The sequence below is a fragment of the Saccharothrix texasensis genome (assembly GCF_003752005.1).
In the GTDB taxonomy this organism is placed as follows: Bacteria; Actinomycetota; Actinomycetes; order Mycobacteriales; family Pseudonocardiaceae; genus Actinosynnema; species Actinosynnema texasense.
Genome location: NZ_RJKM01000001.1, coordinates 5,522,252 through 5,548,531, shown reverse-complemented (window position 1 = coordinate 5,548,531; position 26,280 = coordinate 5,522,252). Strand labels below are relative to the sequence as shown.

General features: G+C 71.0%; 25 protein-coding genes and 1 tRNA gene. 6 read left to right on the top strand and 20 right to left on the bottom strand.

Translation table 11 applies throughout. From position 1 onward, the window contains the following. Positions 1 to 197 precede the first annotated feature (197 nt). From EDD40_RS24160 to EDD40_RS24125, 8 genes are all read right to left on the bottom strand, one after another. Positions 198 to 626 (bottom strand): heat shock protein transcriptional repressor HspR, encoded by a 429-nt coding sequence (locus EDD40_RS24160; protein ID WP_123744958.1) that lies wholly within the window; start codon positions 624 to 626, stop codon positions 198 to 200. Then, entirely contained in the window at positions 623 to 1,795 is a 1,173-nt protein-coding gene (gene dnaJ, locus EDD40_RS24155) for a molecular chaperone DnaJ (RefSeq protein WP_123744957.1), read from the bottom strand. Before dnaJ ends, EDD40_RS24160 begins: the two co-directional genes overlap by 4 nt. Before the next feature lie 22 nt (positions 1,796 to 1,817). Next, positions 1,818 to 2,534, bottom strand: coding sequence for a nucleotide exchange factor GrpE (gene grpE / locus EDD40_RS24150; RefSeq protein WP_123744956.1), 717 nt, complete (start codon positions 2,532 to 2,534; stop codon positions 1,818 to 1,820). Next, complete coding sequence (dnaK, locus tag EDD40_RS24145) at positions 2,531 to 4,384, bottom strand: molecular chaperone DnaK (protein WP_123744955.1); 1,854 nt, start codon at positions 4,382 to 4,384, stop codon at positions 2,531 to 2,533. The genes grpE and dnaK overlap by 4 nt, the downstream gene beginning before the upstream one ends. 251 nt (positions 4,385 to 4,635) lie before the next feature. Beyond that, a complete protein-coding gene (locus EDD40_RS24140) occupies positions 4,636 to 5,424 on the bottom strand; it encodes a DUF4097 family beta strand repeat-containing protein (RefSeq protein ID WP_148088901.1) in 789 nt (262 codons plus the stop codon). A gap of 229 nt (positions 5,425 to 5,653) precedes the next feature. Next, positions 5,654 to 6,223, bottom strand: coding sequence for a hypothetical protein (locus EDD40_RS24135; protein ID WP_123744953.1), 570 nt, complete (start codon positions 6,221 to 6,223; stop codon positions 5,654 to 5,656). Between the two features lie 23 nt (positions 6,224 to 6,246). Next, the gene (locus tag EDD40_RS24130; RefSeq protein ID WP_123744952.1) at positions 6,247 to 6,783 is read right to left on the bottom strand and encodes a TetR/AcrR family transcriptional regulator; all 537 of its coding nucleotides are present in this window, start codon (positions 6,781 to 6,783) and stop codon (positions 6,247 to 6,249) included. After that, positions 6,767 to 7,099 (bottom strand): DMT family transporter, encoded by a 333-nt coding sequence (locus EDD40_RS24125; RefSeq protein WP_123744951.1) that lies wholly within the window; start codon positions 7,097 to 7,099, stop codon positions 6,767 to 6,769. Before EDD40_RS24125 ends, EDD40_RS24130 begins: the two co-directional genes overlap by 17 nt. A gap of 139 nt (positions 7,100 to 7,238) precedes the next feature. Here EDD40_RS24125 and EDD40_RS24120 point away from each other — a divergent pair, with 139 nt between their 5' ends. Next, positions 7,239 to 9,512, top strand: coding sequence for a (Fe-S)-binding protein (locus EDD40_RS24120; RefSeq protein WP_123744950.1), 2,274 nt, complete (start codon positions 7,239 to 7,241; stop codon positions 9,510 to 9,512). A 91-nt stretch (positions 9,513 to 9,603) separates the two neighbouring features. On the opposite strand, the gene EDD40_RS24115 is transcribed toward EDD40_RS24120, so the two are convergent. Beyond that, positions 9,604 to 9,987, bottom strand: a complete 384-nt coding sequence (locus EDD40_RS24115; RefSeq protein ID WP_123744949.1) for a phage holin family protein — start codon at positions 9,985 to 9,987, stop codon at positions 9,604 to 9,606. A gap of 34 nt (positions 9,988 to 10,021) precedes the next feature. Next, the gene (locus tag EDD40_RS24110) at positions 10,022 to 11,311 is read right to left on the bottom strand and encodes a hypothetical protein (protein ID WP_123744948.1); all 1,290 of its coding nucleotides are present in this window, start codon (positions 11,309 to 11,311) and stop codon (positions 10,022 to 10,024) included. 119 nt (positions 11,312 to 11,430) lie between these two features. Between EDD40_RS24110 and EDD40_RS24105 the strand changes: the two genes are divergently transcribed. Beyond that, on the top strand, positions 11,431 to 12,414 hold the full coding sequence (locus tag EDD40_RS24105) for a cation diffusion facilitator family transporter (RefSeq protein ID WP_123744947.1): 984 nt from the start codon (positions 11,431 to 11,433) through the stop codon (positions 12,412 to 12,414). Here EDD40_RS24105 and dcd read toward each other — a convergent pair. Then, a complete protein-coding gene (dcd, locus tag EDD40_RS24100) occupies positions 12,411 to 12,992 on the bottom strand; it encodes a dCTP deaminase (RefSeq protein ID WP_123748247.1) in 582 nt (193 codons plus the stop codon). The two genes, EDD40_RS24105 and dcd, sit on opposite strands and share 4 nt — an antisense overlap. Positions 12,993 to 13,061: 69 nt before the next feature. Here dcd and EDD40_RS24095 point away from each other — a divergent pair. Both EDD40_RS24095 and EDD40_RS24090 read left to right on the top strand, forming a co-directional pair. Next, a tRNA-Gly gene (locus EDD40_RS24095) sits at positions 13,062 to 13,132 on the top strand. A 167-nt stretch (positions 13,133 to 13,299) separates the two neighbouring features. Further along, a complete protein-coding gene (locus tag EDD40_RS24090; protein WP_123744946.1) occupies positions 13,300 to 13,908 on the top strand; it encodes a GIY-YIG nuclease family protein in 609 nt (202 codons plus the stop codon). 212 nt (positions 13,909 to 14,120) lie between these two features. Here the strand turns inward: EDD40_RS24090 and EDD40_RS24085 are convergent, their stop codons facing one another. The 7 genes from EDD40_RS24085 to EDD40_RS24055 form a co-directional block, all read right to left on the bottom strand. Beyond that, positions 14,121 to 14,489, bottom strand: coding sequence for a helix-turn-helix domain-containing protein (locus EDD40_RS24085; protein ID WP_123744945.1), 369 nt, complete (start codon positions 14,487 to 14,489; stop codon positions 14,121 to 14,123). 733 nt (positions 14,490 to 15,222) lie between these two features. Continuing rightward, positions 15,223 to 16,173: a phosphotransferase gene (locus tag EDD40_RS24080; protein ID WP_123744944.1), complete on the bottom strand. Its 951-nt coding sequence runs from the start codon at positions 16,171 to 16,173 to the stop codon at positions 15,223 to 15,225. Positions 16,174 to 16,204: 31 nt separating this feature from the next. Further along, entirely contained in the window at positions 16,205 to 16,603 is a 399-nt protein-coding gene (locus tag EDD40_RS24075) for a DUF5313 family protein (protein ID WP_123744943.1), read from the bottom strand. Further along, the gene (locus tag EDD40_RS24070) at positions 16,600 to 17,049 is read right to left on the bottom strand and encodes a MarR family winged helix-turn-helix transcriptional regulator (RefSeq protein WP_123744942.1); all 450 of its coding nucleotides are present in this window, start codon (positions 17,047 to 17,049) and stop codon (positions 16,600 to 16,602) included. The genes EDD40_RS24075 and EDD40_RS24070 overlap by 4 nt, the downstream gene beginning before the upstream one ends. A gap of 59 nt (positions 17,050 to 17,108) precedes the next feature. Further along, positions 17,109 to 17,804, bottom strand: a complete 696-nt coding sequence (locus EDD40_RS24065) for a class I SAM-dependent methyltransferase (protein ID WP_170185183.1) — start codon at positions 17,802 to 17,804, stop codon at positions 17,109 to 17,111. 54 nt (positions 17,805 to 17,858) lie between these two features. Continuing rightward, positions 17,859 to 18,245 carry a hypothetical protein gene (locus EDD40_RS24060; protein ID WP_123744940.1) on the bottom strand — a complete coding sequence of 129 codons (387 nt, stop codon included), beginning with the start codon at positions 18,243 to 18,245 and terminating at the stop codon, positions 17,859 to 17,861. A 98-nt stretch (positions 18,246 to 18,343) separates the two neighbouring features. Beyond that, the gene (locus EDD40_RS24055) at positions 18,344 to 19,858 is read right to left on the bottom strand and encodes a sodium:solute symporter family protein (RefSeq protein ID WP_123744939.1); all 1,515 of its coding nucleotides are present in this window, start codon (positions 19,856 to 19,858) and stop codon (positions 18,344 to 18,346) included. A 334-nt stretch (positions 19,859 to 20,192) separates the two neighbouring features. On the opposite strand from EDD40_RS24055, the gene EDD40_RS24050 reads away from it, so the two are divergent. Together EDD40_RS24050 and EDD40_RS24045 are read left to right on the top strand one after the other, a co-directional pair. Continuing rightward, complete coding sequence (locus tag EDD40_RS24050; protein WP_246037787.1) at positions 20,193 to 20,825, top strand: response regulator transcription factor; 633 nt, start codon at positions 20,193 to 20,195, stop codon at positions 20,823 to 20,825. 146 nt (positions 20,826 to 20,971) lie between these two features. Next, positions 20,972 to 22,810, top strand: coding sequence for an acyl-CoA dehydrogenase (locus tag EDD40_RS24045; protein WP_123748246.1), 1,839 nt, complete (start codon positions 20,972 to 20,974; stop codon positions 22,808 to 22,810). A gap of 291 nt (positions 22,811 to 23,101) precedes the next feature. Here the strand turns inward: EDD40_RS24045 and EDD40_RS24040 are convergent, their stop codons facing one another. Together EDD40_RS24040 and EDD40_RS24035 are read right to left on the bottom strand one after the other, a co-directional pair. Beyond that, the gene (locus EDD40_RS24040; RefSeq protein WP_236594582.1) at positions 23,102 to 23,911 is read right to left on the bottom strand and encodes a DUF1206 domain-containing protein; all 810 of its coding nucleotides are present in this window, start codon (positions 23,909 to 23,911) and stop codon (positions 23,102 to 23,104) included. Between the two features lie 46 nt (positions 23,912 to 23,957). Continuing rightward, the gene (locus EDD40_RS24035) at positions 23,958 to 26,201 is read right to left on the bottom strand and encodes a VanW family protein (protein WP_246037786.1); all 2,244 of its coding nucleotides are present in this window, start codon (positions 26,199 to 26,201) and stop codon (positions 23,958 to 23,960) included. Between the last annotated feature and the right edge of the window lie 79 nt (positions 26,202 to 26,280).

The window sequence follows — 26,280 nt, the reverse complement described above, 5'->3', positions numbered from 1 at the left end:
CCAGTCTGGCGCGGGTTCGGCGTTCGCGGTGGTTGTGGCGGTCGGAGGTGCGATCCGGGGCAGCGGCGGCCGGGATGGCGGCGGGGTGGGGTAGGGGGTCGGCGTCGCGGGGTTCCTCATGCTTAACCGAGGTACGGGAACAGTGTTTCCGTACATTTTCCCCCGATGATCACCCCATCGGGCGACGCGGCGCGTGGTCAGCGCTTCGAGTTCGGCTTCCAGACGACCAGGGCCGTCTCGTGCCGCACCGGCACGAGGTCGCGGCGGTACGACGCGTGCACCGACGCGGCGGCGTGCTCGGCGGCGGCCATGGCGGAGGCCACCTGCTCGGTCAGCTCCTGGACCTTGGCGCGCAGCGCCCCGACCTCGTTCTCCAGCTCGATGATCCGCTTGACGCCCGCGAGGTTCACGCCTTCCTCCTGCGAGAGGCGTTGCACCTCCCGCAGCAGCACGATGTCGCGCATCGAGTACCGGCGCCCGCCGCCGGACGTGCGGCCCGGCGACACCAGGCCCAGCCGGTCGTAGGCGCGCAGGGTCTGCGCGTGCAGGCCCGACAGCTGGGCCGCCACGGAGATGACGAAGAACGGGGTGTCCTCGTCGGTGCCGGGCGGGAACGGGAAGCTCACACCGACCTCTTCTCCAACAGGGCGTTGAGCTCCGCGCGCGGGTCGTGCTTCGCCGTCGCCGACGCGTAGTTCTCCAACGCCTCCCTGGCAGCGGCGTCCATGTTGTTCGGCACCGCGACGTTCAGCGTGATGAGCAGGTCGCCGACCTGGCCGTCGCGCTTGGCGATGCCCTTGCCCTTGGCCCGCAGCACCCGGCCGCTGGCCGTGCCCGCGGGGACCTTCAACGTCACCTTGCCCTCGAGCGTCGGCACGGTCAACGTCGTGCCCAGCGCCAGCTCGGGGAAGGTCACCGGCACGGTCACGGTCAGGTCGTTGCCCGACCGGCCGAAGACGGGGTGCGGGTTGACGTGGACCAGCACGAACAGGTCGCCGGCGGGACCGTTGTTGCGGCCCGGCTCGCCCTGCCCGGCCAGCCTGATCCGCTGGCCGTCGTCGACGCCCGACGGGATCCGGATGGTCAGGGTCCGGGTCTTGGTGCTCACGCCGTCGCCCGCGCACTCCGGGCACGGGTCGTCCACGATCCGCCCGGTGCCCCGGCAGTCGGCGCACGGCTCGGAGAACGCGAACGCGCCCTGGCTGCGGGTGACCAGCCCGGCGCCGCCGCAGTTCGTGCACGTCCGCGGCGACGTGCCGGGACGCGCGCCGGAGCCCGCGCACGTGCCGCAGGTCGCCGGGCTGGACAGCCGCATGGGCACGGTCGCGCCCTTGACGGCCTCGGTGAAGTCGATGCGGACGTCGGTCTCGACGTCGTCGCCGCGGCGTGGCCTGGTGGCGGAGGCGCCCGTGCCGCCCCGGCGGTTGAACAGGCCGCCGAGCAGGTCGCCGAGCCCGCCCATGCCGCCGGGCTGCTGGGCGCCCTGGCGGCCGAACAGGTCGCCGACGTCGAACCCGCCGCCGCCCGTGCCGAACCCGCCGGGGAAGCCGCCGCCTCCGGAGAAGAGGCGGCGGGCCTCGTCGTACTGCTTGCGCTTCGCGGTGTCCGACAGCACGCCGTACGCCTCGGACACCGCCTTGAACCGCGCCTCGGCCTTGGCGTCACCGGGGTTGGCGTCGGGGTGCAGTTCCCGCGCCAACTTCCGGTACGCCTTCTTGATCTCGTCGGCCGAGGCGTCGGAGGTGACGCCCAGCTCGCGGTAGAAGTCCTTCTCGATCCAGTCGCGAGCGCTCAACGGACGCCGCCCCCTTCCTCAGTCAGTCCTGCTGCTCTTCGACGGGCTTGTCGACGGCCTCTTCGACGACGGGCTGCTCGGCGGCGGGCTCGTGGTCGGTCACGGCGACCAGCGCGGGCCGCAGCACGCGCTCGCCGAACCGGTAGCCGCGGCGGAGCACGGCGGTGACGGTCGGCCCGCTGACGTCCGGCGAGGTGCCGTGCTGCACGGCCTCGTGGACGGACGGGTCGAACTCCTCGCCCTCGTGCCCGAACGGTTCGAGGCCGGTGCCGTGCAGCGCGCCGACGAGCTTGTCGGCCACCGCCTTGAACGCGCCGGTGAGGTCGCCGTGCGTGCCGGCCCGCTCGACGTCGTCGAGCACGCCGAGCAGCTCGCCGGCCACCTGCGCCTTGGCCGTGGTGATCACCAGTTCCCGGTCGCGCTCGACGCGCTTGCGGTAGTTGGCGTACTCCGCGGTCAGCCGCTGGAGGTCGGCGGTCCGCTCGTCGAGCTGCGCCTTGAGCTCGACGGACGGGTCGTCGGCCAGGGCCGGTTCGGGGGCGGCGTGCTTGCCGCCGCCCTCCGGACCGGTCTCGGGTTCGCCGGTCGCGCCGGCGTCCGACTCGGCCGGCACGTCGGCCTGCGACGTCTCGGCCCGCGCGTCCTCGTCTGCCGGGTGCTGCCGCACCTGACCCGTCTCGGGGTCGACGCGCCTGCGGTCGTGCACCACCACGTGGGGCTGTTCTTCGGGCTGGGTCACTTCTTCTCGTCCTCGTCGACGATCTCCGCGTCCACCACGTCGTCGGCCTTCGGCGCGTCACCGGCGGTGGCGCCACCGGTGGCGCCCGCGGCGTCGGCCGTGGGTGCGGAGTTGGCGTACAGGGACTGGCCGATGGCCTGGGACTCCGTGGCGAGCTTCTCCACGGCGGCGCGGATCTTGGCGATGTCCTCGCCCTTGAGCGCCTCGGTGGTCTCGGCGAGGGCCGCGGCGACCTTGTCCTTGACCTCGGCGGGGAGCTTGTCCTCGTTCTCCTTGAGGACCTTCTCCGTCTGGTAGACGAGGGTCTCGGCCTGGTTGCGGACCTCGGCCTCGTCGCGGCGGCGCTTGTCCTCCTCGGCGTGCGCCTCCGCGTCCTTGATCATCTGCTCGATGTCGTCCTTCGGCAGCGCGGAGCCGCCGGTGATCGTCATCCGCTGCTCCTTGCCCGTGCCCATGTCCTTCGCGGACACGTGCACGATGCCGTTCGCGTCGATGTCGAAGGTGACCTCGATCTGCGGGACGCCGCGCGGCGCGGGCGGCAGGCCGGTCAGCTCGAACATGCCGAGCTTCTTGTTGTCCCGGGCGAACTCGCGCTCGCCCTGGAACACCTGGATCTGCACGGACGGCTGGTTGTCGTCGGCCGTGGTGAAGATCTCCGAGCGCTTGGTCGGGATCGTCGTGTTGCGCTCGATGAGCTTGGTCATCACGCCGCCCTTGGTCTCGATGCCCAGGGACAGCGGGGTGACGTCGAGCAGCAGGACGTCCTTGACCTCGCCCTTCAGCACACCGGCCTGCAGGGCCGCGCCGATCGCGACGACCTCGTCCGGGTTCACGCCCTTGTTCGGCTCACGGCCGCCGGTCAGCTCCTTGACCAGCTCGGCCACCGCGGGCATGCGGGTGGAGCCGCCGACCAGCACCACGTGGTCGATGTCGCCGACGCTGATGCCGGCGTCCTTGATCACGTTGTTGAACGGGGCGCGGGTGCGCTCCAGCAGGTCGTTGGTGATGCGCTGGAACTCGGCGCGCGACAGCGTCTCGTCCATGAACAGCGGGTTCTTGTCCGCGTCCACGGTGATGTAGGGCAGGTTGATGGAGGCGTTGTTCGAGCTGGACAGCTCGATCTTGGCCTTCTCGGCGGCCTCGCGGATCCGCTGCAGCGCCATCTTGTCCTTGGTCAGGTCGATGCCGTTGGTCTGCTTGAACCGCTCGACCAGCCAGTCCATGATCCGCTGGTCCCAGTCGTCACCGCCGAGGTGGTTGTCGCCGGAGGTCGCCTTGACCTCGACCACGCCCTCGGCGAGCTCGAGCAGCGAGACGTCGAACGTGCCGCCACCGAGGTCGAAGACCAGGATGGTCTGCTCCTTGTCGCCCTTGTCGAGGCCGTAGGCCAGGGCGGCGGAGGTGGGCTCGTTGACGATGCGCAGCACGTTGAGGCCCGCGATCTGGCCGGCCTCCTTGGTGGCCTGCCGCTGCGCGTCCTCGAAGTAGGCGGGGACGGTGATCACCGCGTCGGTGATCTCCTCGCCCAGGTAGGCCTCGGCGTCGCGCTTGAGCTTCATCAGCACGCGCGCGCTGATCTCCTGCGGCGTGTACTTCTTGCCGTCGACGTCGTCGGTCCGCCAGTCCGTGCCGATGTGGCGCTTCACGGACCGGATCGTCCGGTCGACGTTGGTCACCGCCTGGTTCTTGGCGGGCTGACCGGTGAGCACTTCGCCGTTCTTGGCGAAGGCCACGATGGACGGTGTGGTGCGCGACCCCTCGGAGTTGGCGATCACCGTCGGCTCGCCGCCCTCGAGAACCGCGACGACGGAGTTGGTCGTCCCCAGGTCGATGCCGACCGCTCGCGCCATTGGATTCCTCCTGGTAGTGCGTGTGTGAGAGCCCCGCGTTGAGCGGTGCCGACTCAAGTTTAGCCGGCTCTGGCGGACTTGAGTCCACCCGGCTCAATCTTTCTGCCTGTCCAACGGCCGGCGGCGCCGTGGTGTTCCCGACCAGAGGTGATCCGGGACACTCGTCCACTTCTCGCGCGCAGCCGTCGGCCCCGACCGGGCGGCGCACGGGGCGTCGCCGGCCGGGGCCGACAGGGGTGGGAGCGGGGCGGCTAGGCGGCGGACCGCACCGTGACGTCGCCGCTGCCGGCGCGCAGGTACAGCTCGGCGGAGCCGGTCGGGTCGTTCTTGACGTCGATGGACTTCTCGCCGCTGTCGGCGTCCACGTCGATCTTGTAGGCGCCCTGCGGGACGGTCACCTTCAGGCTGCCGCTGCCCACGTCGGCGCGCACGGACTTGACGGCGGTGATGGCCACGTCGACGTCACCGGAGTCGGCGTCGATGGTCACCGAGCCGCCCATCGCCGCCAGCCTGGTGCTGCCCGAGCCGACCCGGCCGATGAAGTCGCCGCCCACGGTGGTCGCGTCCAGGTCGCCCGAGTCGTTGTCGACGGTGACCGCGCCCGCCACCTCGCGGACCGTCGTGCTGCCGGAGCCGACCTCGACGTCGACGCTCGCCACCCGTTCGAGGACGACGTCACCGGAGCTGTTGCGGCCGGTGATCTTGACGTCCTCGGTGGGGAGGGTCACCTCGTAGCTCACCGAGCACTGGCTGCCGCAGCCGTCGAGGACGAGCACGGAGCCCTCCACGCGGTGGGAGACGCCGCCGGGCTTGTCCGAGCCCTTCGGGTACTCGACGCGCCGGCGGACCTCGGTCGCGGTCGCGCCGGCCTGGCCGCGGACCGTCACGTCGCCCGAGCCGTTCTGCAACCGCACCTCGGTCACCTGCTCGGACACCGAGTGCTGGTCGTCGAAGCCGTTCTGGACGAGCCGCACGCACGACGTGAGCGCCAGCGCCGCGGCCACCGCCACACCGACCGTCAACGCGATCCGCTTAACCACCGCTGCCCCCTAGAAAGACACCAAGCTGTGCGACTCCAAGTTAGGGGTACGGGATCGGTCGACCCACCAGGAAGACCCCCGGCCGGATACGGGGGCTGGCCCTACCCCTCGGGTCAGCGGACCGTCAGCGGCTCGGCGTGTCGTGAGCGTTCAACTCGGGTGTCACGAACGTAGGACACACGTGTCCTGGACGTAGGACACGCGCGTTCCGGACGTAGGACACGCGGGGTCAGGCCAGGGATTCGACGACGGCGCGCAGGGCCGGGGCGGAGAGGGCCGGGTCGACCAGGAAGCGCTGCGAGGCGATGACGTGCGTGTCCGTCATCCGCTCCCACACCATGCCCTGCACCGGCACCTCGGTGATGACCAGCCGGAACGGCCGCACGTACCGCCCGAGCCTGCCCTCCACCCCGCGCACCACCTCGCCGATCGGCAACGCGCCCCGCGACGTCACGTGCCGCTGGTCGTACTCGGCCGCGGCCGGGGCCAGCGCCAGCACCGCCGCCCGCAGCGCGGGCCGGACCTGCAACGACGCGCCGGCCGGGTCGGCGGGCGAGCCGCCGGCCAGCTCCGCGCGGGCGTGGTCGAGCACGTCGGCCCACCAGCCGAGCCACTCCTCCGCCGCGCCCGCCCGGTCGACCCCCGCCGGCACCACGACCGGCACGGACGGGTCCAGCCCGGGCAGCTCGGGCACGGTCTCGACCGAGAGCGCGAGCGTGTCACGGACGAACAGCGCGGTGTTGACCGTCTGACTCGTCCCGTGCGACACCTGCCACGACTCACGACCGGCGAACCTCATGACACCAGTGTCCCGCGTGAAGGTCATCCGCCAAGCATCAGAAGGGACACGACGGGCTCCAAATCCTGCGCCATTGGGGGGAAATCCGCGATCAACGCCTGGATCAGGAGCCCGTCGAGGCCCGCGAGGACCGCCCGCAGCGCCACCGGGTCGCGCGGACCGGCCACCTCGGCCATGAGCGAGACCCACCGGCGGGCCGCCTCGCGCAGCTCCGGCCGGCGGGCCGCCAGCAGGTACAGCTCGTACTCGGCGAGGGTGCGTCCCCGGTGCGCGCCGGCGGCGTCCGCGATGAACCGCGCCACCGCCGCGGGCGTCAGGGGCACCTCGCGGAAGCTCGCGGCCATCTCGTCGGCCGACCACGTGAGCGTGGCGATCAGCAACTCGTCCAACGTCGCGTAGTAGTAGGTCGTCGACGTCGTCGGCACGCCCGCCTCGCGCGCCACGGACCGGTGGCTCACCCCGGCCACGCCGTCCCGCTCCACGACCCGCAGCGTCGCCGCCAGGATCTCCCGCCGACGCCGGTCGCCGCGGACCCGCCTGCCGTCAGGCGGCGGCGCCACTGCCCACCTCGATGGCCACCACGCCCGCGATCACGAGCAGCAGCCCGACCACCATCGTGGCGTTGACCGGCTCCCTGAACACCAGCACGCCGACGCTCGCGACCGCAGCGATCCCGAAGGCGCACCAGATCGCGTACGCCACCCCGATCGGCATGCCCAGCTGGAGCACCTTGCTCAACGCTCCGAACGCGATCACGTACCCCACGATGACCACGACCGAGGGGATCGGCTTGGAGAAGCCCTCGGAGAGCTTGAGGAACACGGTGGCGGTGACCTCGCCGATGATCGCCACGGCCAGCACCAGGTACACGAGCACGTCCCGCCCCCAACAAGTTGAACGTCTGTTCCACTAGTCTACCGACCCTATGCGATCGGCCACGTCCAAGTGGTTACCGGCCAGTAATCGGGCGTAGGCTGCCCAGCCAGGAGAACGGACGAGAAAGGCCGCCACCACAATGGGAGCCCTCCAGCTCACCCTCGGCGCCATCGGCGTCGCCGTCAGCGTGTTCGCCTGGGGTCTGTTCGTCGCCGGTGTCGTGCGGATGATCAAGATCATCCGCCTCGGCCAGCCGGACTCGACCCGCAACGGGCCGTTCGGGCCCCGCCTGCGCACGCTGGTCGTCGAGTTCGTCGCCCACACCCGGATGGCCAAGTTCCGCAAGGTCGCGCCCTGGCACTGGATGGTGATGTGGGGCTTCCTGATCGGCTCCGCGGTGCTGTTCGAGGCCTACGGCGAGGTCTTCGACCCGGGCTTCCACTGGCCGGTCATCGGCACCTGGTCGCTGTGGCTGCTGCTGGTCGAGCTGCTCGGCATCGGCACCGTCGTCGGCGGCGTCGCGCTCGCCGTCATCCGCCAGCTCAACCACCCGCGCCGCGCCGACCGGGTGTCGCGGTTCGCGGGCTCGGACTTCAAGTCCGCCTACTTCGTCGAAGCGGTCGTCATCATCGAGGGCCTCGGCATCCTCGGCGTGAAGGCGTTCAAGCAGGCCTCCGGCCTGGAGGACCCTCCGCTGTGGACGTCGTTCGTCACCGCGCCGCTGTCGAACCTCCTGCCCGCGAGCCCGAACTGGGTTTCGATCATGGCGATCACCAAGCTGCTGTCCGGCATGATCTGGCTGATCGTCGTGTCGAAGAACCTCACCATGGGCGTGGCGTGGCACCGGTTCAGCGCGTTCTTCAACATCTACTTCAAGCGCGAGGACGACGGCGGCGTCGCGCTCGGCGCCCTGAAGCCGATGATGAGCGGCGGCCAGGTCCTCGACCTGGAGGAGGCCGACCCCGACAAGGACGTGTTCGGCGTCGGCAAGGTCGAGGACTTCTCCTGGAAGGGCTGGCTGGACTTCAGCACCTGCACCGAGTGCGGCCGCTGCCAGTCCCAGTGCCCCGCGTGGAACACCGGCAAGCCGCTGTCGCCGAAGCTCGTCATCACGCAGCTGCGCGACCACGCGTTCGCCAAGGCGCCGTACCTGCTCGCGGGCGGCAGCAAGGACATGGCGGGCGACGAGGTCGGCCTGACCGAGGACAAGTACGAGGACTACAAGAAGCGCCTGGAGTCCATCGACGTGCTGGCGCTGGCCGAGTCGGAGCGCCCGCTGGTCGGCGGCGCGGACGAGCTCGGCGTGATCGACCCCGAGGTGCTGTGGTCGTGCACCACGTGCGGCGCGTGCGTCGAGCAGTGCCCGGTGGACATCGAGCACGTCGACCACATCGTCGACATGCGCCGCTACCAGGTGCTGATCGAGTCGAACTTCCCGTCGGAGCTCGGCGGCATGTTCAAGAACCTGGAGAACAAGGGCAACCCGTGGGGCCAGAACGCCAAGGACCGCCTGGCGTGGACCGAGGGCCTCGACTTCGACGTGCCGGTGTTCGACGGCGAGCTGGGTGACGCCGAGTACCTGTTCTGGGTCGGCTGCGCGGGCGCGTTCGAGGACCGGGCGAAGAAGACCACGCGGGCGGTGGCCGAGCTGCTGCACACCGCGGACGTCAAGTACACCGTGCTCGGGCCGGAGGAGACCTGCACCGGCGACCCGGCGCGGCGCGCGGGCAACGAGTTCCTGTTCCAGATGCTGGCGCAGCAGAACGTCGAGGTGCTCAACACCGTGTTCGACGGTCGCGGGCCGGGCCAGCGCAAGATCGTCGTGACGTGCGCGCACTGCTTCAACACGCTGGCCAACGAGTACCCGCAGGTCGGGGGCCAGTTCGAGGTCGTGCACCACACGCAGCTGCTCAACCGGCTGGTGCGCGAGCGCCGGCTGGTGCCGGTGGCGGAGGTCGCGGAGGACGTCACCTACCACGACCCGTGCTACCTGGGCCGGCACAACAAGGTCTACGAGGCGCCGCGCGAGCTGGTCGGCGCGTCGGGCGCGACGTTGCGCGAGATGCCCCGCCACGAGGAGCGCTCCATGTGCTGCGGCGCCGGCGGCGCCCGCATGTGGATGGAGGAGCGGATCGGCAAGCGCATCAACCTCGACCGCGTGGACGAGGCGCTCGGCACCGCGCCGTCGAAGATCGCGACGGGCTGCCCGTTCTGCCGCGTGATGCTGACCGACGGCGTGACGGCCCGGCAGAACGAGGGCGCGGCGGGCTCCCACGTCGAGGTCGTGGACGTGGCGCAGCTGCTGCTGACGTCCGTGCGCCGGGGCCAGGCCCTGGAGCGCGGCGACATCCCGACGGACGAGACCCCGACCGGCACCCCGCTGCCGGACGAGGACGAGGCCTCGTCGAACTAGTCGGCTGTGGACGGACGCCCCCGGTCCTCTTCGGACCGGGGGCGTCCGTCGTCCCGGGGGTCAGTCGTCCCGGGGGTCAGTCGTCCCGGGGTCAGTCGCGGTCGGTCACGCGGTCGAAGGCCAGGTTCAGCAGCCAGCTCGCGAGGGCCACGATGATCGCTCCCCAGAACGCGGGCCAGAAGCCGGTCACGTCGAACGGCAGGCCCAGCTCGCCGGCCAGCCAGCCGGTGAGCCAGAACAGCAGCGCGTTGACGACCAGGCCGATCAAGCCGAGCGTGACCAGGTAGAACAGGCAGCCGAAGAACTTCACCAGCGGCTTGACCACGGCGTTGACCAGGCCGAACAGCAGCGCCACACCGATCAGGGTGCCGATCTTCGCGGGCGTCGACGCCCCCGCCTCCAGGTCGATGCCCGGGATGAGCGTGGCGACCCAGACCGCCACCGCCGTCAGCAGTACGTGCACCAAAATGCCCATGCCGCAGGCTAACGGCAGCGGTGCTCCGTTCGGGTCAGGCGCGACGACGCCCGCGTGCCGCCAACAAGGCCAACGCGCCTGCGCCGAGCAGCAGGCCGCCGATCGTCAACCACGGCAACGGCGTCGCCCCCGTCCTCGCCAACCCGCTGCCGTCACCCGACACCCCCGCCACGGCCGGGACGGTGGTCGTGGTGGTGGTGACAGGGGCGGTCGTCGGCGGCGTGGTCGTCGTCGGCTGTTCCCCGGTCGTGTACTTCAGCGGCACGATCGCGTGGTTGTCGTCGACGTTCGTCTCCTTGTGCGCGAGCGCCGAGATCGGCCGGACGAACAGGTGGAACTGGTCGAACGCCGGGTCGTCCAGCCGGTAGGTCAGCCGCACGTCGACGGTCGCGCCGACCGCCATCCGCTCGCTGAGCCGGAAATCCTGGCCGGGCGTGACCACGGAGACCCCGTCGCCCGCGGCGACGAACTCCGGCGTCGACCCGAACACCACCATGTCCGGGATGTCCGACGCCTCGCCCCGGTTGGTCACCGGCACCACGAACGTGACGACGTCACCCACCCGGTAGGTGTCCCGCGCGGGCTCCAGTCGAGGCGTGCCGGCCACGAAGTCGGCGTCCAGGTGCGTGTAGCGGACGTCCACCCGGGTCGTCTCGCCCGCGCGGACCACGATCTTCTTGGCGCGGGTGGCGGGGTCGACGTCGTACTCGGTGACCGCGGGCGCCAGCTTCAGCTCCGGGGCGTCGTCGCCGACGATCGTGACCTGGTCGCCGACCGGCACGTCGGTGAACTCGTACTCGCCGTCCACCCCTCGCGTGGCGGGCTTCACGTCGACGATGCCGTGGATCAGCCGCACGGTCGGGGCGCCCGGCACGTCCTCCTCGTTCCCCTGCCGCACGCCGTCGCGGTTCGTGTCCTCGAACGAGGAGCCGCGCACCGTGCCGCCGCGGAAGCCGAAGTCGAACGTGCCGCCGCCGCGCACCGGGTTGTACGTCGCCGGGGTCGTGGCCTCGTAGAGCTCGGTGCTGTAGTTGTAGATCGCGAGCGGCACGTCGGGCAGGCCCGTGGCCCTGTACCGGCCGTTCGCGTCGGTGCGGAACTGCCCGAGGGGACGGCTCTTGTCGCTGACGTCGTAGACGTCCACCCCGCGGCCGTCGGCCAGCGGCGGCTCACCCGGGTCGACCACGCCGTCGGCGTCGCGGTCGAACCACACCAGGCCCTCCAGCGTGACGGTGTTCTCCTGCGCCACCGCGAGCGGGCTCGTGAGCGTCGCCACGGCCGCGGCCGCGAAAAGGGCCGCGAGACGGCCGGTCAGGTTGCGCACCTGGTATTCCCCCCGGAAAAGAAAGACGCTGTCACCTCGACGTCGCGAGAGCCGCCGCGATCGTTTCACGACAGCGGCCACAACCGGCGGATCGCGTGGGTGCGGCTTAACGTCAGGGCATGGCAGCCGATCAGTCGAAGGGCGGCGAGAGCACGGTCACCGTCCTGCTCGCCCTGGCCGTGAACCTCGCCATCGCCGTGATGAAGGCGATCGCCGGCGTGATCACCGGGTCGGCGGCGATGATGGCGGAGGCGGCGCACTCGGTCGCCGACACGTTCACCGAGGCCCTGCTGCTGACGGCGTTGCGCCGGTCGGCCCGGCCCGCGGACCGCAGGCACCCGTTCGGGTACGGCAAGGACCGGTACTTCTGGTCGCTGCTCGCCGCCGTGTCGATCTTCGTGTCGGGCGCGGTGTTCGCGTTCTACGAGGGGATCCGGACCGTGTTCGGCTCGCCGCAGGAGCAGAACAGCCCCGTCGTCGGGTACGTCGTGCTGGCCATCGCGTTCGCGCTGGAGTCGGTGTCGTGGACGCAGGCCGCGCGGCAGGTGCGGCGGGAGGCGAAGGCCGAGGACCGGTCCGTGCTCGCGTTCCTGCGGGTGTCGGACGACCCGACGGTGAAGACGGTGTTCCTGGAGGACTCGGCCGCGCTGGTCGGGCTGGTGCTCGCGTTCGGCGGGCTGGGGCTGCACCACCTGACCGGGTCGTCGGTGTGGGACGGCGTGGCGTCGTTGGCGATCGGCGTGCTGCTGGCGTTCGCCGCCTACACGCTGGCGGCGACCAACCGGGGGCTGCTGATCGGCAGGCAGGCCGACCCGGTGCTGGTGCGGGCGGTGTGGGAGCGGCTGCGCGCCGAGCCGGAGGTGGAGCAGGTGGTGGACCTGCTGACGATGGCGGTCGGCACGGACCGCGTACTGGTGTGCGCGCGGCTCGACTTCGACGACTCCCTGGGCGCGGCCGACCTGGAGCGGGCGTGCGTGCGGATCGACGCCGAACTGCGCGCCGCGCACCATGAGCTGGACGAGGTGTTCCTCGAGCCCGTGCCGCGCAACGACCCGGAGCTCAGGTCACGGGTGCTGGCCCGCTACGGGAACCTGAAGCTCTAGCGCTTCGTGTCGGTGCGGTGGAAGTTCAGGTAGGCGCGTGACGGCGTCGGTCCGCGTTGGCCCTGGTAGCGGGACCCGGCCTGGGCCGAGCCGTACGGGAACTCGGCCGCGCTGCTGAGCCGGAACAGGCACAGCTGGCCGATCTTCATGCCGGGCCACAGCGTGATGGGGAGGTTGGCGACGTTCGACAGCTCCAGCGTGATGTGCCCGGCGAAACCGGGGTCGATGAAGCCCGCCGTCGAGTGCGTGAGCAGGCCGAGGCGGCCCAGCGAGGACTTGCCCTCCAACCGGCCCGCCAGGTCGTCGGGGAGGGTGACGAGCTCGAACGTCGAGCCGAGCACGAACTCGCCGGGGTGCAGCACGAACGGCTCGCCGTCGGCCGGCTCGACCAGCGAGGTCAGGTCGTCCTGCTGCATCGAGGGGTCGATGTGGGTGTACCGGGTGTTGTTGAAGACCCGGAAGAACCGGTCGAGCCGGACGTCGATGCTGGACGGCTGCACCATGACGTCGTCGAACGGGTCCAGCCCCAACCGGCCGGACTCGACCTCTTCGCGCAGATCGCGGTCACTTAGCAGCACGCGCACAGCCTAGGTGACAGCGCCTGCCCACCCCGCCACCGGCTGTGTGTATGATCGGGCACGCAACACGCGGGTGTAGTTCATTGGTAGAACGACAGCTTCCCAAGCTGTAGAGGCGGGTTCGATTCCCGTCACCCGCTCAGACAGACGAAGGCCCAGGTCAGTGCCGGTTCAGCCGGACGGCCTGGGCCTTCGTCGCACTCGGTTCAGCGCGTCGCCGGGCTCCCGCGGCCCGGAGGCTGCTTGTCGGGGGTGTTCGCTAGTTTGCCGCGAGTAGGTGTGGTGACCGGCTCAGGGGAGTGGCGTCATGGGGAGTGCTCTGCACGTCGAGCGGGCGGAGGGGTTGCTGGACCCGGCTCGGACCTACTCGCGCGACGAGGTCCTCGTGCGGGATCCCCCGATCCCGAAGCGGGCCGGTGTGTACGCCTGGTACTTCGACGAGGTCCCGCCCGGGGTGCTCACCGGCGGGTGCCGCGTCACCGGGGCCGGGACGTTGCTCTACGTCGGCATCGCGCCCAAGGCGCCGCCGGCGAACGGGAAGCCGGCCAGTCGGCAGAGCCTGCGCACGCGGGTGCGCTACCACTACAGCGGCAACGCCGAGGGGTCCACTCTCCGGTTGACGCTGGGCTGCCACCTGTCCGAACAGCTGGGCATCCGGCTCCGCCGCGTCGGCAGCGGCACGCGGTTGACCTTCACCCCGGCGGGGGAGGCGAAGCTGAGCGAGTGGATGGGTGCCCACGCCCGCGTGGCCTTCGTCGCCGACGACGAGCCGTGGAAGTTGGAGCACAGCCTCATCACCGGCGAAGTGCTCCCGCTCAACCTCGAGCACAACGCCCACAACCCGTACTACCCGACGCTCAAGGCGCTCCGCGCACAGCACAAAGCCGCCGCGCGGGGCCTCCCCATCGCGTCCTGACCGCCGCGTTCCGAAGACGCCGGAGCACGCTCGTCAGGTTCCGCGCGGTGGAGGCGGGTTCGAGCCCGTTTCCGTTCGAGTGGAGGAAGGCCCAGGTCAGTGCCGGTCCGGCCGGACGGCCTGGGCCTTCGTCATGAGGTGGTCGGCAGGTGCGGGGCCGCCGTGCCGAAGGAGGGCCGGCCGGTTCGGCCGACCTCCCGGTCCGCGGCGGCTCACACGCCCCGCAGTGGTGGGTAGGGCTCGCCGGGCGGGTGCTGCGACCTGTTGGCGTCCCTGGCTTCCTGGAGTTGGTCCTCCAGGGTGACGATCCGGCAGGCCGCGTCCAGGCCCATGCCCTGGTCGACCAGTTCCCGGACGCGGGCGGCCAGGCGCAGTTGGGTTCGGGAGTAGCGGCGGTGGCCGCCGGTCGAGCGCTGCGGCTCGATCAGCTTGGCCTCGTCGAGGCTGCGCAGGAACCCGGCGGAGGTGCCGAGCATCTCCGCGGCCCGCCCCATGGTGTAGGCGGGGTAGTCGTCGTCGTCGAACCTCGCGGCCGTGGGCCGCTCGTCCGACGACTGGTCTTGTGTTCCCTCTGGGGTCAACGCGCCTCCGCATCACGAGGGGCCCCGGCGCAGTAGCGCCGGGGCCCCGGGGTGTTGGGTTTCACTTCCACCTAGCCGACCGTGAGACCGGCTTCCTCTGTCCGCGCCACCCGCACTAGAAGCGGGCGCTGCGGGGATCGCTTGTGCGTAACCGAAGACCACCTTCCAATCCGATGGAACCGCGGTACCCGTCCGGCCGAGTTCAGCCGAAGGCGGGCGATCCGATGGTGTGCAACCCTTCCCTTCTCCTCTGATTACTGCTTCTTGCACTCTCACGCGACGGTCGGCACCGGTCCTGATGCACATGCCGGAATCACCTCACCGACCATCCTTGGCCACCCTGCCCGGAACCCCTTCCACTGATCGGCTCCGACAGACCTGGCCGCACTGCACCTTTCGACATCCACTGCAACTGCTTTAACCGATTACCACTCCGTTCGGTCGCCGGCGCCGGGATCGTTCCCCCGGCATGACCGCCAACCCCTGGTCCACGGCCGCGGAGCCCCTTCCACTGACTGGCCCCAGCACGTCCGACCGTCTTGCCTCACAAGCTCACGGGCAGTTCGTCATCTCCCGTGCTACTGACTTTCTCTCTTCCAACAAGGAGAACTCTACACACAGCAGCGCGCGAATGTCTACTCCCGCCACCACAGATTTGCTCATCCGGGTGCCCGAGCGTTCCGACCAGCGGCGATGGCGTCGCGCCCCTACCGGGCGGGCGTCGTGGCCTCGGTCAGCGGAGGCGGGTGGTCCAGGACGGCAGGCTGCCCAGCGAGGTGCGCAGGTCGGCCAGGAGTTCGAGGGCGTGGGTGTGGGCCGCCGCGCGTTCGGCCGGTGTGACCGGGCGGTGGCCGAGGGCTCGCCACACCATCCAGGCGGCGCCGCCCAGGTAGACGTGGAGGAGACCGGCGAACGAGGTCGGTGACGCCGGGGGACGTCGGCCGCCGGCGGCTTCGTAGGACCTGATCACGGTGTCGAAGGCGGCGCGGTCCTCGCCCAGTCGGCTGAAGTGGACCGCCGCACGGGTCAGCTCCCACTCCGCGTACTCCGGGCCCGCGCCGTCCCAGTCGAGCAGCAACGGGCCGGCGGAGGTCTCCAGGACGTTGTCCGGCTTCACGTCGCGGTGGGTGCCGACGGGGGTGAGGTCACCGACGGCCGTGGCGATCGACCGGGCCTCGGCGATGTCGGGCAGGTAGGCGCGGACGGCGGCGGTGAAGTCGTTCGGCGCCTCGTCCAGCCACTCGCGCCACTCCTCGACCGGGTGCGGCGCGCGGTCCGGGGGCGTGTCGACGGTGTGGCGGTGCAGCGAGGCCAGGGTGGCGCCGACCCACGCCGACACGTCCCCGGTCAACGGTCTGCCGTCGTGCCACTCGTGCACCAGGTAGCTCGCCACCTCGTGGCCCACGCGCACGTCCGCCAGCAGGGGCGCGGCCGGTTCGAGCGGGTGCACCGGGCGTGGCATGGGGAAACCGCGCGCGTAGGCGTCGAGCTGGATCGCGGCGGCGACCAGGTGGTCCCGCATCCACCAGTCCTCGCGCGACCGGTTCAGGCGTTTGACCGCCCACGTGCCCTTCGCCGTGCGCAGGCGCCACACCAGGTGCGCCCGCCCGCCCGACACCGGCGTCCACGGCTCGACCACGTCACCGAGCCCGAACGCCGCGGCCACCGCCCGCTCCCACCGCACGTCACGGACGCTAGGGCATCCGGCCGCGAAGTCAGGACCCGTTTTCCGACGAGCGCCACACCCGCTCGTACCGCTCCTGGTCCTTCGCCGTCCGCTCCTTGCGCACGGCCGCCGCCGCGCCCGCCGGGTAGCCGTACTTCGTCATCCGGTGGTCCGTGCTCTCGATCGCGTACGACACGCCGAAGTACACGCCGACCACCAGCCCCAACGACCCGCAGGCGACGGCCAGCGGCAGCGGCGAGCCGAGGCCTAGCACCAGGGCCAGGGTGATGGCCACCGTCAGCGGCAGCACCTGGAGGAACATCCGCACGCCGAACCAGACGAGCCACGTCGGTTTGGTGGCCTGCCGGAACACCCACTCGCGGTGCCGCTGGGGCAGCCGGCCGCCGAGCAGGTACCAGATCCGCAGCGGCGCGGACGGGCCGGTCACGTCCGCTCCGTCGCGGCGATCACCTTGGTCAGCACGGCGTGCAGGTCGCGCAGCTCGTCCAGCGACATGCCGAGCTTCGCCACCACCGCCGGGGGGATGGCCAACGCCTGCTCGCGCAGCGCCGCGCCTTCCCCGGTCAGCGTCACGGCGAGCTGCCGCTCGTCCGCCGCGGCCCGCGACCGCGTGACGTACCCGATCGCTTCCAGCCGCTTGAGCAGCGGGGACAGCGTCGCGGGCTCCAGTGCCAGCAACCGGCTCAGCTCCTTCACCGACAGCGGCGCGCGACCCCAGAGCGCCAGCATCACCAGGTACTGCGGGTGGGTCAGGCCCATGGGTTCGAGCAGCGGCCGGTAGACGGCGACCACGTTCCTGGAGGCGATGGACAACGCGAAGCAGACCTGCCGTTCCAGGGCCAGCGGGTCCTCGACGTTTTGTGCCCTAATCATTAGTACACACACTATCTTGTGGCGACGGTTCCGCGCACCGCGACGAGGACCACACGGGGTCAGCCGTCGGCGCGCCGGGCCGCGGTGATCAGGTGGGAGGACGCGCCGAGCACGGACTCCTCCTGCTCGACCTGTCGCAGGACCCACAGGAGGCAGTCCATCAGGGCCGGGTCGGCGTGGGCGGCGTCCAGGTCGGCGTTGGACCGCAGCCACGCCACGCCCTCCAGCGCGAACGTCCCGACCACGTCCAGCCCGGCCTCCCGCGCCTCCCCGGCCGCCTCGTCGGGCCGGTGGAAGTACGCGGAGGTGAACCAGGCCGTGCCCGCCGGTGGCAGGTGCCGCCCGGTCCGCACGGCGTGCGCCACCACGTCCCGGTACCGGGCGTCGAGCGCGAAGTCCTCGCGCAGCCCGTCGAACAGCGACGCCAACCGGCCGATGACGGCGCCCGGCACCACCCCGCCGGGCCGCACCACGCGCCACGCCTCCCGCCACGCCCGCAGCCGGTCCTCCCGCTCCACCAGGTGGTAGAGCGGCCCGAACAGCAGCACCGCGTCGAACGGCCCGGCGACCGGCAGGTCACGGGCGTCGCCCACGACGGCGGTCACCCCGGGCAGCGCGCGGGCCACCTCCACGTGCGACGGCATGGCGTCGACGACGACCACGTCGTGCCCGTCCTGCGCCAACCACCCCGCGTGCACGCCGGTCGCCCCGCCGACGTCGAGCACCCGGGCGCGTCCGCCGACGAACCGCCGCACGATCTCCTGCGTCCGCAGGAACTCCAGCCGACCGTATGGGCCGGGGCAACCGCTTCACCGGGCTTCCAGCTCCGCCCAACCGCCGCCGCGCGCCAGGACCGCGCGCACCTCGGCGACGTGCTCGACCACGCCCGCGAGGTCGCTGTGCAGCAACGCCGCCCGGTCCACGTCCACCGGCAGCACGTCGTCCCGCCACAGCTCCAGCGGCAGGCTCGCTACGAACACCACGGAGTCGACCAGTCGCAGCACGGCCGCCGACGGGTCGCCGGTGTACGCGCCGCGGATCGCGCCGCACCCGGCCAGCACCGCGCGCAGCCCGCCCACCGCGGTCGCCGGTGTGCCGTCCCACTCGGCCGACGGCCACAGCCGTCCGCTCAGCGCGAGCCACAGCCGCCACCCGGCTTCCGACTCGGCCTCGTCCCGCGGCGCCCACCCGTCCATGACCCCACTGTGCGGGCGCACCGGAGCGCCCGCACAGCGGAGATGACCCATCGCACAAGCAACCCATCACACAAGGCGACCTGTCCCACAAGGCCTGCTCAGGCGCGCGTGGGCACCTTCTCCTCGTCGGAGTCGGACCGCAGCGAGTCGACCAGGGCGGAGCGCTCCGCCGACGGCTCCGGCTTGATGACCAGGCCGATGAGCAGGTACAGCACCAGTGACACCAGCAGCGGCCAGGACACGATCACCGCCTGGGTGACGAACTCGACCTTGTTCTGCTGCAGCACGTACAGCACGGCCCACGTGCCGAGGCCGCCGACCACCGAGGCGGTCGCCGCGGTCGGGCCGACCTTCTTGAACCACGGCAGCATGCCCAGCATCAGCGGGATCGCGATCGGGCCCATCGTGGCCGCGACCAACGCGATGACCACCTTGAGCACGAAGCCCTTGGTGTCCGCGGTCAGCGCGATCGTCATGCTCAGCCCGATGAACGCGAACGTGGTGATCCGCGCCAGTTGCAGCTGCGCGGGCTCGCTGAGCCGCTTCACGCCCTTCCACAGCCGGGGCAGCATGTCCCGGGTGATGACCGCGGAGATCACGTTGGCGTCGGAGGACACCATCGCCATGGTGTGGGAGAAGAACCCGGCCAGCACCAGGCCGATCATGCCCGCGGGCAGCATGAGCTTGCCCATCTCGACGTACGCCTGCTCGGCGTTGGCCTCCATGCCCGGCACGATCAGCGGCGCGGCCCACATCGGGAAGAACAGCACCAGCGGCCACACCAGCCACAGCGCGCTGGACAGCAGCGCGGACCGCTTGGCCGCGGCGCCGGACGGCGCGGCCATGTAGCGCTGCGCCAGGTTCCACATGCCGCCGTTGTACTCGAGCGTCTTGATCAGGAACAACGCCATGAAGAAGATCAACGTGTAGTTGCCGGACAGCGGCTCGGAGTGCGACTCGGGCAGCTGGTCCCAGATCTTCCACATGAAGTCGATGCCGCCGAAGTGCGCGGCGACCGCGACGAACATCGCGATGCCCGCCGCGCCCTGGATGACGAACTGGCCGAAGTCGGTCAGCGCGTCGGCCCACAGGCCGCCCAGCACCGAGTAGACCATCGTGACGGCGCCGACGATGGTGATGCCCAGCCAGATCGGGACGCCGGCGAAGCCCTGCAGCAGCAACGAGACCGCGACCCACTTGGCCGCGATGTCCACGACCTTCAGCGCCGCGCCCGCCCACGCCATGATCTGCTGGGTCGGCACGTTGTAGCGGCGGGCCAGGTACTCCAGCGGCGACTTGACGCCGTGCTTGGAGCGCAGCCGGTTCCACGTGCCCGCCCACAGGAACGCGCCGATGCCGACACCGACACCGATCGTCAGCGCCCACCAGATGTAGACGGTCAGGCCGAGGCGGTAGGCCTCGGCGGCGAAGGCCACGAACATGACGGCGCTGTAACCGGACATGTGGTGCGAGATGCCGGACAGCCACCAGGGCATCTTGCCGCCCGCGGTGAAGAAGTCGGCGATGTTCTTGATGCGCCCGCGTGACCAGTAGCCGATCGCCACCATCACGAAGAAGTACCCACCGACGACGACCCAGTCGAGGGTTTCCATGAGGCCTCCACGAGTGTTCGGCCCACGGGTGGCAGCGCGTGTTCGAGCGGCGGCGGTGCGCGGCGTCCCACATGGGTGTGTGACGTACGTCTTACGAGGCTGTTGCGCCCGGCGGAAGGCCACGGACGGTCATTGAGTCACATTCGTGACTGTTGTTCACATACATGACACGAGACGGGTCGCGCGCACCCCTCAAGAACTCCCGCGGAACTGCGTCATGGCTGGTCGCCGGCGTGGTCGTACTCATATGCGAACCGGTGTCAACTTGCGTCCGCCCGTGCCAGGCGGGGACGGACACGCCCCCAGCCCCGCACCCGGGCCGGGGGTCGCCCTCGTGGACCCGGTGCCCCTGTTCCGCGAAGGACTGGCCGCCGTGGTCCGGCGCACGCCCGCCATGCACTGGCTGGGCGCCACCGGGCACCTGCACACGGCCGTGCGGCTGCACGAGCGGCTGCGCCCCGACGTGCTGGTGGTGGACTCCGTCCTCGACCCGCAGGGCCACCTGGCCACCCTGCTGACCGGCAACGACTCGTCGCTGGTCGTGGTCTCCCTGGTCCGCGAGCCGCACCGGACGGCGAAGTTCGTGCGCTCGGCGCTGGCCGCGGGCGTGCGCGGGTTGGTGCCGCGCGAGGGCGGCGTGAACGACGTGCTCCAGGCCATCGCCCGCACGCACGCCGAGCGCACCTACCTGGACCCGACGCTCGCGCCCCTGGCCGCCGGTTTCACCCCGACCGCCGAGGCGGGCACGCGCCGGACGCTGTCCCGCCGGGAGTACGAGGTGCTCCAGCTGATCGCGGACGGCATGGAGAACCAGGCGGTCGCGAACGAGCTGTACGTCTCGGTGGAGACCGTGCGCACGCACGTGAAGAACATCCTGCGCAAGCTCCGCGCCCGCGACCGGACGCACGCCGTGTCCCTCGCCTACCAGTCCGGCCTGCTCTCCGGTGGCGCCGTCCGCCCGGGTTGACCGGACCGGTCCGGAACACCGCAGCTCAGGCGCGTCTGATTCGCCACAACCCGATGGTCGGCCTTGCCGGGGTTACTGACAGGTAATACCCTGTTGTTACCGGTCAGTAGGGGGACCGCCCCGACCAGCATGGAGTGAGCGACGAGATGGGTCACTACAAGAGCAACGTCCGGGACCTCGAGTTCAACCTGTTCGAGGTCTTCAACGTGCAGGACCACCTCGGCACGGGGCCGTTCGAGCAGTCCGACGAGGACACCGCGCGCGGCGTGCTTGCCGAGCTCAACAACCTGGCGGTCGGCCCGCTGGCGGAGTCCTTCGCCGACGCCGACCGCAACCCGCCGGTCTTCGACCCGAAGACCCACTCGGCCACGCTGCCGGAGTCGTTCAAGAAGTCCTACCGGGCGGTCTGGGACGGCGAGTGGTACCGCCTGTCGCTGCCGAACGAGCTGGGCGGCTTCGGCATCCCGCCGTCGGTCCAGTGGGCGGCCTCCGAGCTGATCCTCGGCGCCAACCCGGCCGTCTACATGTACCTGGCCGGCCCGAACTTCGCCTCGGTCGTGTGGAAGAACGGCACCGAGCAGCAGCAGCGCTGGGCCGAGATCATGATCGAGCGCGGCTGGGGCGCCACCATGGTGCTGACCGAGCCGGACGCCGGCTCCGACGTCGGCGCGGGCCGCACGAAGGCCACGCTCCAGGACGACGGCACCTGGCACATCGACGGCGTGAAGCGGTTCATCACCTCCGCCGACCAGGACATGACCGAGAACATCATGCACCTGGTGCTGGCCCGCCCCGAGGGCCCCGGCATCGAGGCGAAGCCCGGCACCAAGGGCCTGTCGCTGTTCCTCGTGCCGAAGTGGCACTTCGACCCGGAGACCGGCGAGTCGACCGGTGAGCGCAACGGCGCCTTCGTCACCAACGTCGAGCACAAGATGGGACTCAAGGTCTCGACCACGTGCGAGCTGACGTTCGGCCAGCACGGCGTCCCCGCCAAGGGCTGGCTGCTCGGCGAGGTGCACGACGGCATCGCGCAGATGTTCCAGGTCATCGAGTACGCCCGGATGATGGTGGGCACGAAGGCCATCGGCACCCTGTCGACCGGCTACCTCAACGCCCTGGCCTACGCCAAGGAGCGGGTGCAGAGCGCCGACCTGACCCGGATGACGGACAAGACCGCGCCGCGCGTCACCATCACCAACCACCCGGACGTGCGCCGCAGCCTGATGCTGCAGAAGGCGTACGCCGAGGGCCTGCGCGCGGTCTACCTCTACACCGCCACGCAGCAGGACAAGATCGCCCTGGGCGGCCCCGACAAGGAGCTGGCGGAGAAGGTCAACGACCTGCTGCTGCCGATCGTCAAGGGCGTCGGCTCGGAGCGCGCGTACGAGCAGCTGGCGCAGTCGCTGCAGACGCTCGGCGGCTCCGGCTTCCTGCAGGAGTACCCGATCGAGCAGTACATCCGGGACTCGAAGATCGACTCGCTGTACGAGGGCACCACCGCCATCCAGTCGCTGGACTTCTTCTTCCGCAAGATCATCCGCGACAAGGGCCAGGCGCTGGGCTTCCTCAACGGCGAGATCCAGGGCTTCCTGGACAACGAGGGCGGCAACGGCCGGCTCAAGGAGGAGCGGGCGCTGCTCAAGCGGGCGCTCGAAGACCTCCAGGGCATGCTCGGCGCGCTGGTCGGCTTCCTGACCAGCTCGCAGGAGGACGTCCGCAACCTGTACAAGGTCGGCCAGAACACCGTCCGCCTCCTGATGACCGCGGGCGACGTGCTCGTCGGCTGGCTGCTGCTGCGCCAGGCCGACGTGGCGCTGACCAAGCTGGACGGTCAGGTCTCGGCCAAGGACAAGGCGTTCTACGAGGGCAAGGTCGCGGTGGCGTCGTTCTTCGCCAAGTCCGTGCTGCCGGAGCTCACCGCCCGCCGCAAGATCGCCGAGGCCACCGACAACGCCCTGATGGACGTGGACGAGGCGTCGTTCTGACCCGGTCGACCACCCGGGATTGTCAGACCCTTCGGGCAGGATGAAAGCAGGGGTCCCCTTGGCGGGGACCCCTGCTTTGCCGTTGTGGACGCATCGCCCCGACGGTGAGGCATCCCGATCCGGCGTTACCGGCCTTCGGCCCTCGCGGCGCGGGCGTCGCGGGGACGGCTGTCCTGGCGTGCGGCTCACCGGCGGCGTGGTGGCGGTGAGCGCGGACCGCGACAGGAGTGCCTGGACGAGCCAAGGGCGACACCGGAGGTGCCGCCCTCGAGCCGTTCGTGCGAGCGCCGATCAGCCCTTGTGGGCCTTCGCGGCGGCGAAGCAGTAGGCGCCGAAGCCCAGGAACCCGACCGCGATGACCGCCAGCGCGAAGACGCCGTACGGCTGCGCGGCGAGCGTGTGCAGCGCCTTGTCCATCCCGCCGGACTCCGACGGGTCGGCGTTGATCGCGGCGAACGCGACCAGGATGCCGATCAGGACGTACGACGCGCCCTTGCCGATCCAGCCGATCCGGCCCAGCCGCTCGACCCACAACCGCGTGGCGGCGGGCAGCTCGGACATGTTCAGGTCGTCCTCGAAGGACTTCTTGACGCCCTTGCGCGCCACCATCACGCCGAGACCGATGACGAACGCCGCCACCAGACCGACCAGGACCTGCCCGAACGGCAGCGCGAGCACGCGCGCGGTCCACGCCTGGGACTGCTCGGTGCCGCTCTTCTGCGACGTGCCGGTCGCGTAGTTGATCGCGGCGATGCCGATGACCGCGCCGGTGACCGCGCGGCCGACCGAGCCGCACCGCCGGTAGAGGCGCTTGCGCTTCTTGGTCACCCACCCGTACCCGCCGGCGGCCATGCTGAGCTGCCACACCGCGAACGCGAACAGGCCGATGGCCAGGACCCACAGCAGGACCGGGCCCAGCGACGTCTGGGCCAGGGCGGAGACCGCGCCCTTCTGGTCCGTCTTCTCCCCGGTGTCACCCAGGACCACTTGCGCCGTCAACGCCGCCAGCAGGACGTGGACGAGCCCGTAACAGACCATCCCGGCGCGCCCCAGGAACTGCACGGCGGGATGTCTTCGCACCTCTTGCCCGGTGGTAGCCACGATCGGGTGATACCCAGTCGTGGCTACCGCGAACCGCGAGCCTCGCTCAGCCGCCCGGGGGCGGCGGCTCGCACACGATCTTGAACTGCGGGTCGTACCGGACGGTCCGGCTCTCCTGGCGGGACTGGCCGGTGCGCCGGTCGGTGATGGTGCGGGTGTCGGTGACGGAGAAGCCCGGCGCGCCGGCGCTCGGCTGGCAGTCCGGCTTGTTGACCTTGCGCTCCTGCGGCTGGGTCGGGTTGAACTCCGCGCTGGTCGACCCGCTCACGTCGTAGTTCTTGGTGCCCCACAGCACGATCCTGATGGTGGACGGGGTCCAGATCGTCTGGATCGCCACCCCGGTCTCGTCCGGGTTGGTGAACTTGATGTCGATCAGGCTGTTGCCCGCGCCGTCCATGAACACCGTGGCCTCGCGCCCCTTCGGGTACCGCGAGATCCAGTAGCTGTGCTCCTTGTGGCCCGCGTCCTTCATGCCCGCGTGGTAGGCCGCGTTGTAGAGCGTGGTGGCGAACTGCGAGATGCCGCCGCCGACCGCCTTGCCGGGCACGCCGTTCTCGATGATGCCCGCCTCGACGTAGCCCTGCGCGGTGCCGCGCGGACCGGTGTAGCCGTTGAGGCTGAACGTCTCGCCCGGCTTCACGATCGCGCCGTTGACCTTCTCGGCCACGACGCGGATGTTGGTGCCGGACGCGGCCACGAAGCCACCGGTCTGGAACTCGCCGATGATCTCCTTGATGCCCATCTTGTTCGCCTGCTCGGTGGTCACCTTCGCGGGCGTGTGCTTGTACTCGGCCTTGATCGCCCGCTCGTTGTCGCGCTTGAGCACGTCGAGGGCCGTGGCCAGGGTCTTCTCCCAGTCGACGCCGAGGCCGTCGACCGACTCCTTCACCACGGGCCGGCCGCCCTCGAACACGATCTGGGCGTCCTTGCCCTCCTTCTCCGTCTCCTTCAGCTGCGGCCCGGCGTGCTCGACGACCTTGGCCGGGTCGACCTTCGCGGTCAGGCCGCCGTCGTCGGCGGGCTCGAACACCAGCACGGTGGCCAGCTGCTCGGGCGTGAGCGTCGCGTCCTTGCCCTCGCCCTGGATGATCAGCGGCAGGGCGGTGGCGGGCTTGGCGACCTCGGCCAGCGCCTTCGCCACGCCTTCCTTGGTGGTCTTGACCGGGGTGGTGGCCACGGGCAGCTCGACCGTGCCGCCGTCGGCCCAGCCCGCGAGCAGCTTCTCCGACGCGCCGGCCACGTCCAGCTTCTGGCCCTGCTTCGGGTCGACCGCGACGGGGGTGGCGCCCTCGAAGCGGATGGCGCCCTCGGCGGGCTCGTGGTCGGTCTCGGCGCGCAGCGCCTCCAGCGCGGCCGACAGCTTGCCCGCGTCGCTGCGCGTGTCGAAGCCGACCTCGCGGGAGGTGAAGAACGAGGTGACGCGGGTGATCGGGGACAGCGGCTGGCTGCCCGCCCGGTCCAGCGTGGCGGTCCAGTCCAGCTCCAGGCCGGCGGCCTTGGGGTCGACGGCGATCTCGACGTCGCCCGCGCGGGCCTTCACCGGCGCGGCCAGGCGGGGGCCGAGCTCGTCGCGCAGCTTCTGCTCCGCCTCGGGGTGGCTCAGGCCGCCGACGTCGACACCGGCCACGGTCACCCCGCGCGGCACGTTGCCGCCCGAGACGACCAGGTCCAGGCCGTAGAGGACGACCAGCACGCCCAGCACGGCGGCGGCGATCAGACCACCCTTGCGCAAGCGCTTGCGGCGGGCGTCGGCCTCGTCGGCCTCGGGGTCGCCGTCCACCATCACGGGGCCGTAGACGGTGGCCTCGGCGGGCTCCGGCTCGGGCGGTGTCACCGGCGCGGAGAACACCGTGGTGGCCTCCGACGGCGAGGGCGACGGGGCCGGCCTGCCGAAACCGCCGGGCGGCGTGGTGATCATCTGGGTCTGCTCGGCGGAGCCCGGCGGGGTGAGGGCGCGCGTCGGGTCGCCGGGCGGCGTGATGGCCTGGGTGGCGTCCACGCCCCTCGGCGGGGTGTGCGGCGCGTTGCGCGCCGGGTGCTGCTGCGTCACGTCGGGTGAGACGCCGGACGGGCCCGCCGCGTTGTCGCGGCCGTTCGACGGCGGCGTCACGTTGCGGACGGTGGCCGAGTGGTCCGGCTCCGCGTCCGGCTCCTCCTGCGGCCACGCGGCCTCCGCGGGCGGGCCCCCGGTGAGCTTCGTGGTCCGCTCCGAGGCGGTGCCCGACGGGCGGACCGGCTCCATGGCCTTGGTCCGCTCAGCGTCGTACTCCGGTCGCTGGTTCTCCGGCACCGCTCCCCCTCTTGCCACTCGCAAGGTCCTGGGACTGCTTACCCGAGCGCCGTCACGCGTCGATCACGTTTCGGGTGGC

Excerpts from the sequence above, each read along its gene's own strand:
- dnaK (WP_123744955.1), bottom strand. The coding sequence starts at position 4,384 with ATGGCGCGAGCGGTCGGCATCGACCTGGGGACGACCAACTCCGTCGTC.
- EDD40_RS24135 (WP_123744953.1), bottom strand. The coding sequence starts at position 6,223 with ATGAGGTTCGCCGGTCGTGAGTCGTGGCAGGTGTCGCACGGGACGAGT.
- EDD40_RS24120 (WP_123744950.1), top strand. The coding sequence starts at position 7,239 with ATGGGAGCCCTCCAGCTCACCCTCGGCGCCATCGGCGTCGCCGTCAGC.
- EDD40_RS24115 (WP_123744949.1), bottom strand. The coding sequence starts at position 9,987 with ATGGGCATTTTGGTGCACGTACTGCTGACGGCGGTGGCGGTCTGGGTC.
- EDD40_RS24105 (WP_123744947.1), top strand. The coding sequence starts at position 11,431 with ATGGCAGCCGATCAGTCGAAGGGCGGCGAGAGCACGGTCACCGTCCTG.
- EDD40_RS24090 (WP_123744946.1), top strand. The coding sequence starts at position 13,300 with ATGGGGAGTGCTCTGCACGTCGAGCGGGCGGAGGGGTTGCTGGACCCG.
- EDD40_RS24070 (WP_123744942.1), bottom strand. The coding sequence starts at position 17,049 with ATGATTAGGGCACAAAACGTCGAGGACCCGCTGGCCCTGGAACGGCAG.
- EDD40_RS24060 (WP_123744940.1), bottom strand. The coding sequence starts at position 18,245 with ATGGACGGGTGGGCGCCGCGGGACGAGGCCGAGTCGGAAGCCGGGTGG.
- EDD40_RS24055 (WP_123744939.1), bottom strand. The coding sequence starts at position 19,858 with ATGGAAACCCTCGACTGGGTCGTCGTCGGTGGGTACTTCTTCGTGATG.
- EDD40_RS24045 (WP_123748246.1), top strand. The coding sequence starts at position 20,972 with ATGGGTCACTACAAGAGCAACGTCCGGGACCTCGAGTTCAACCTGTTC.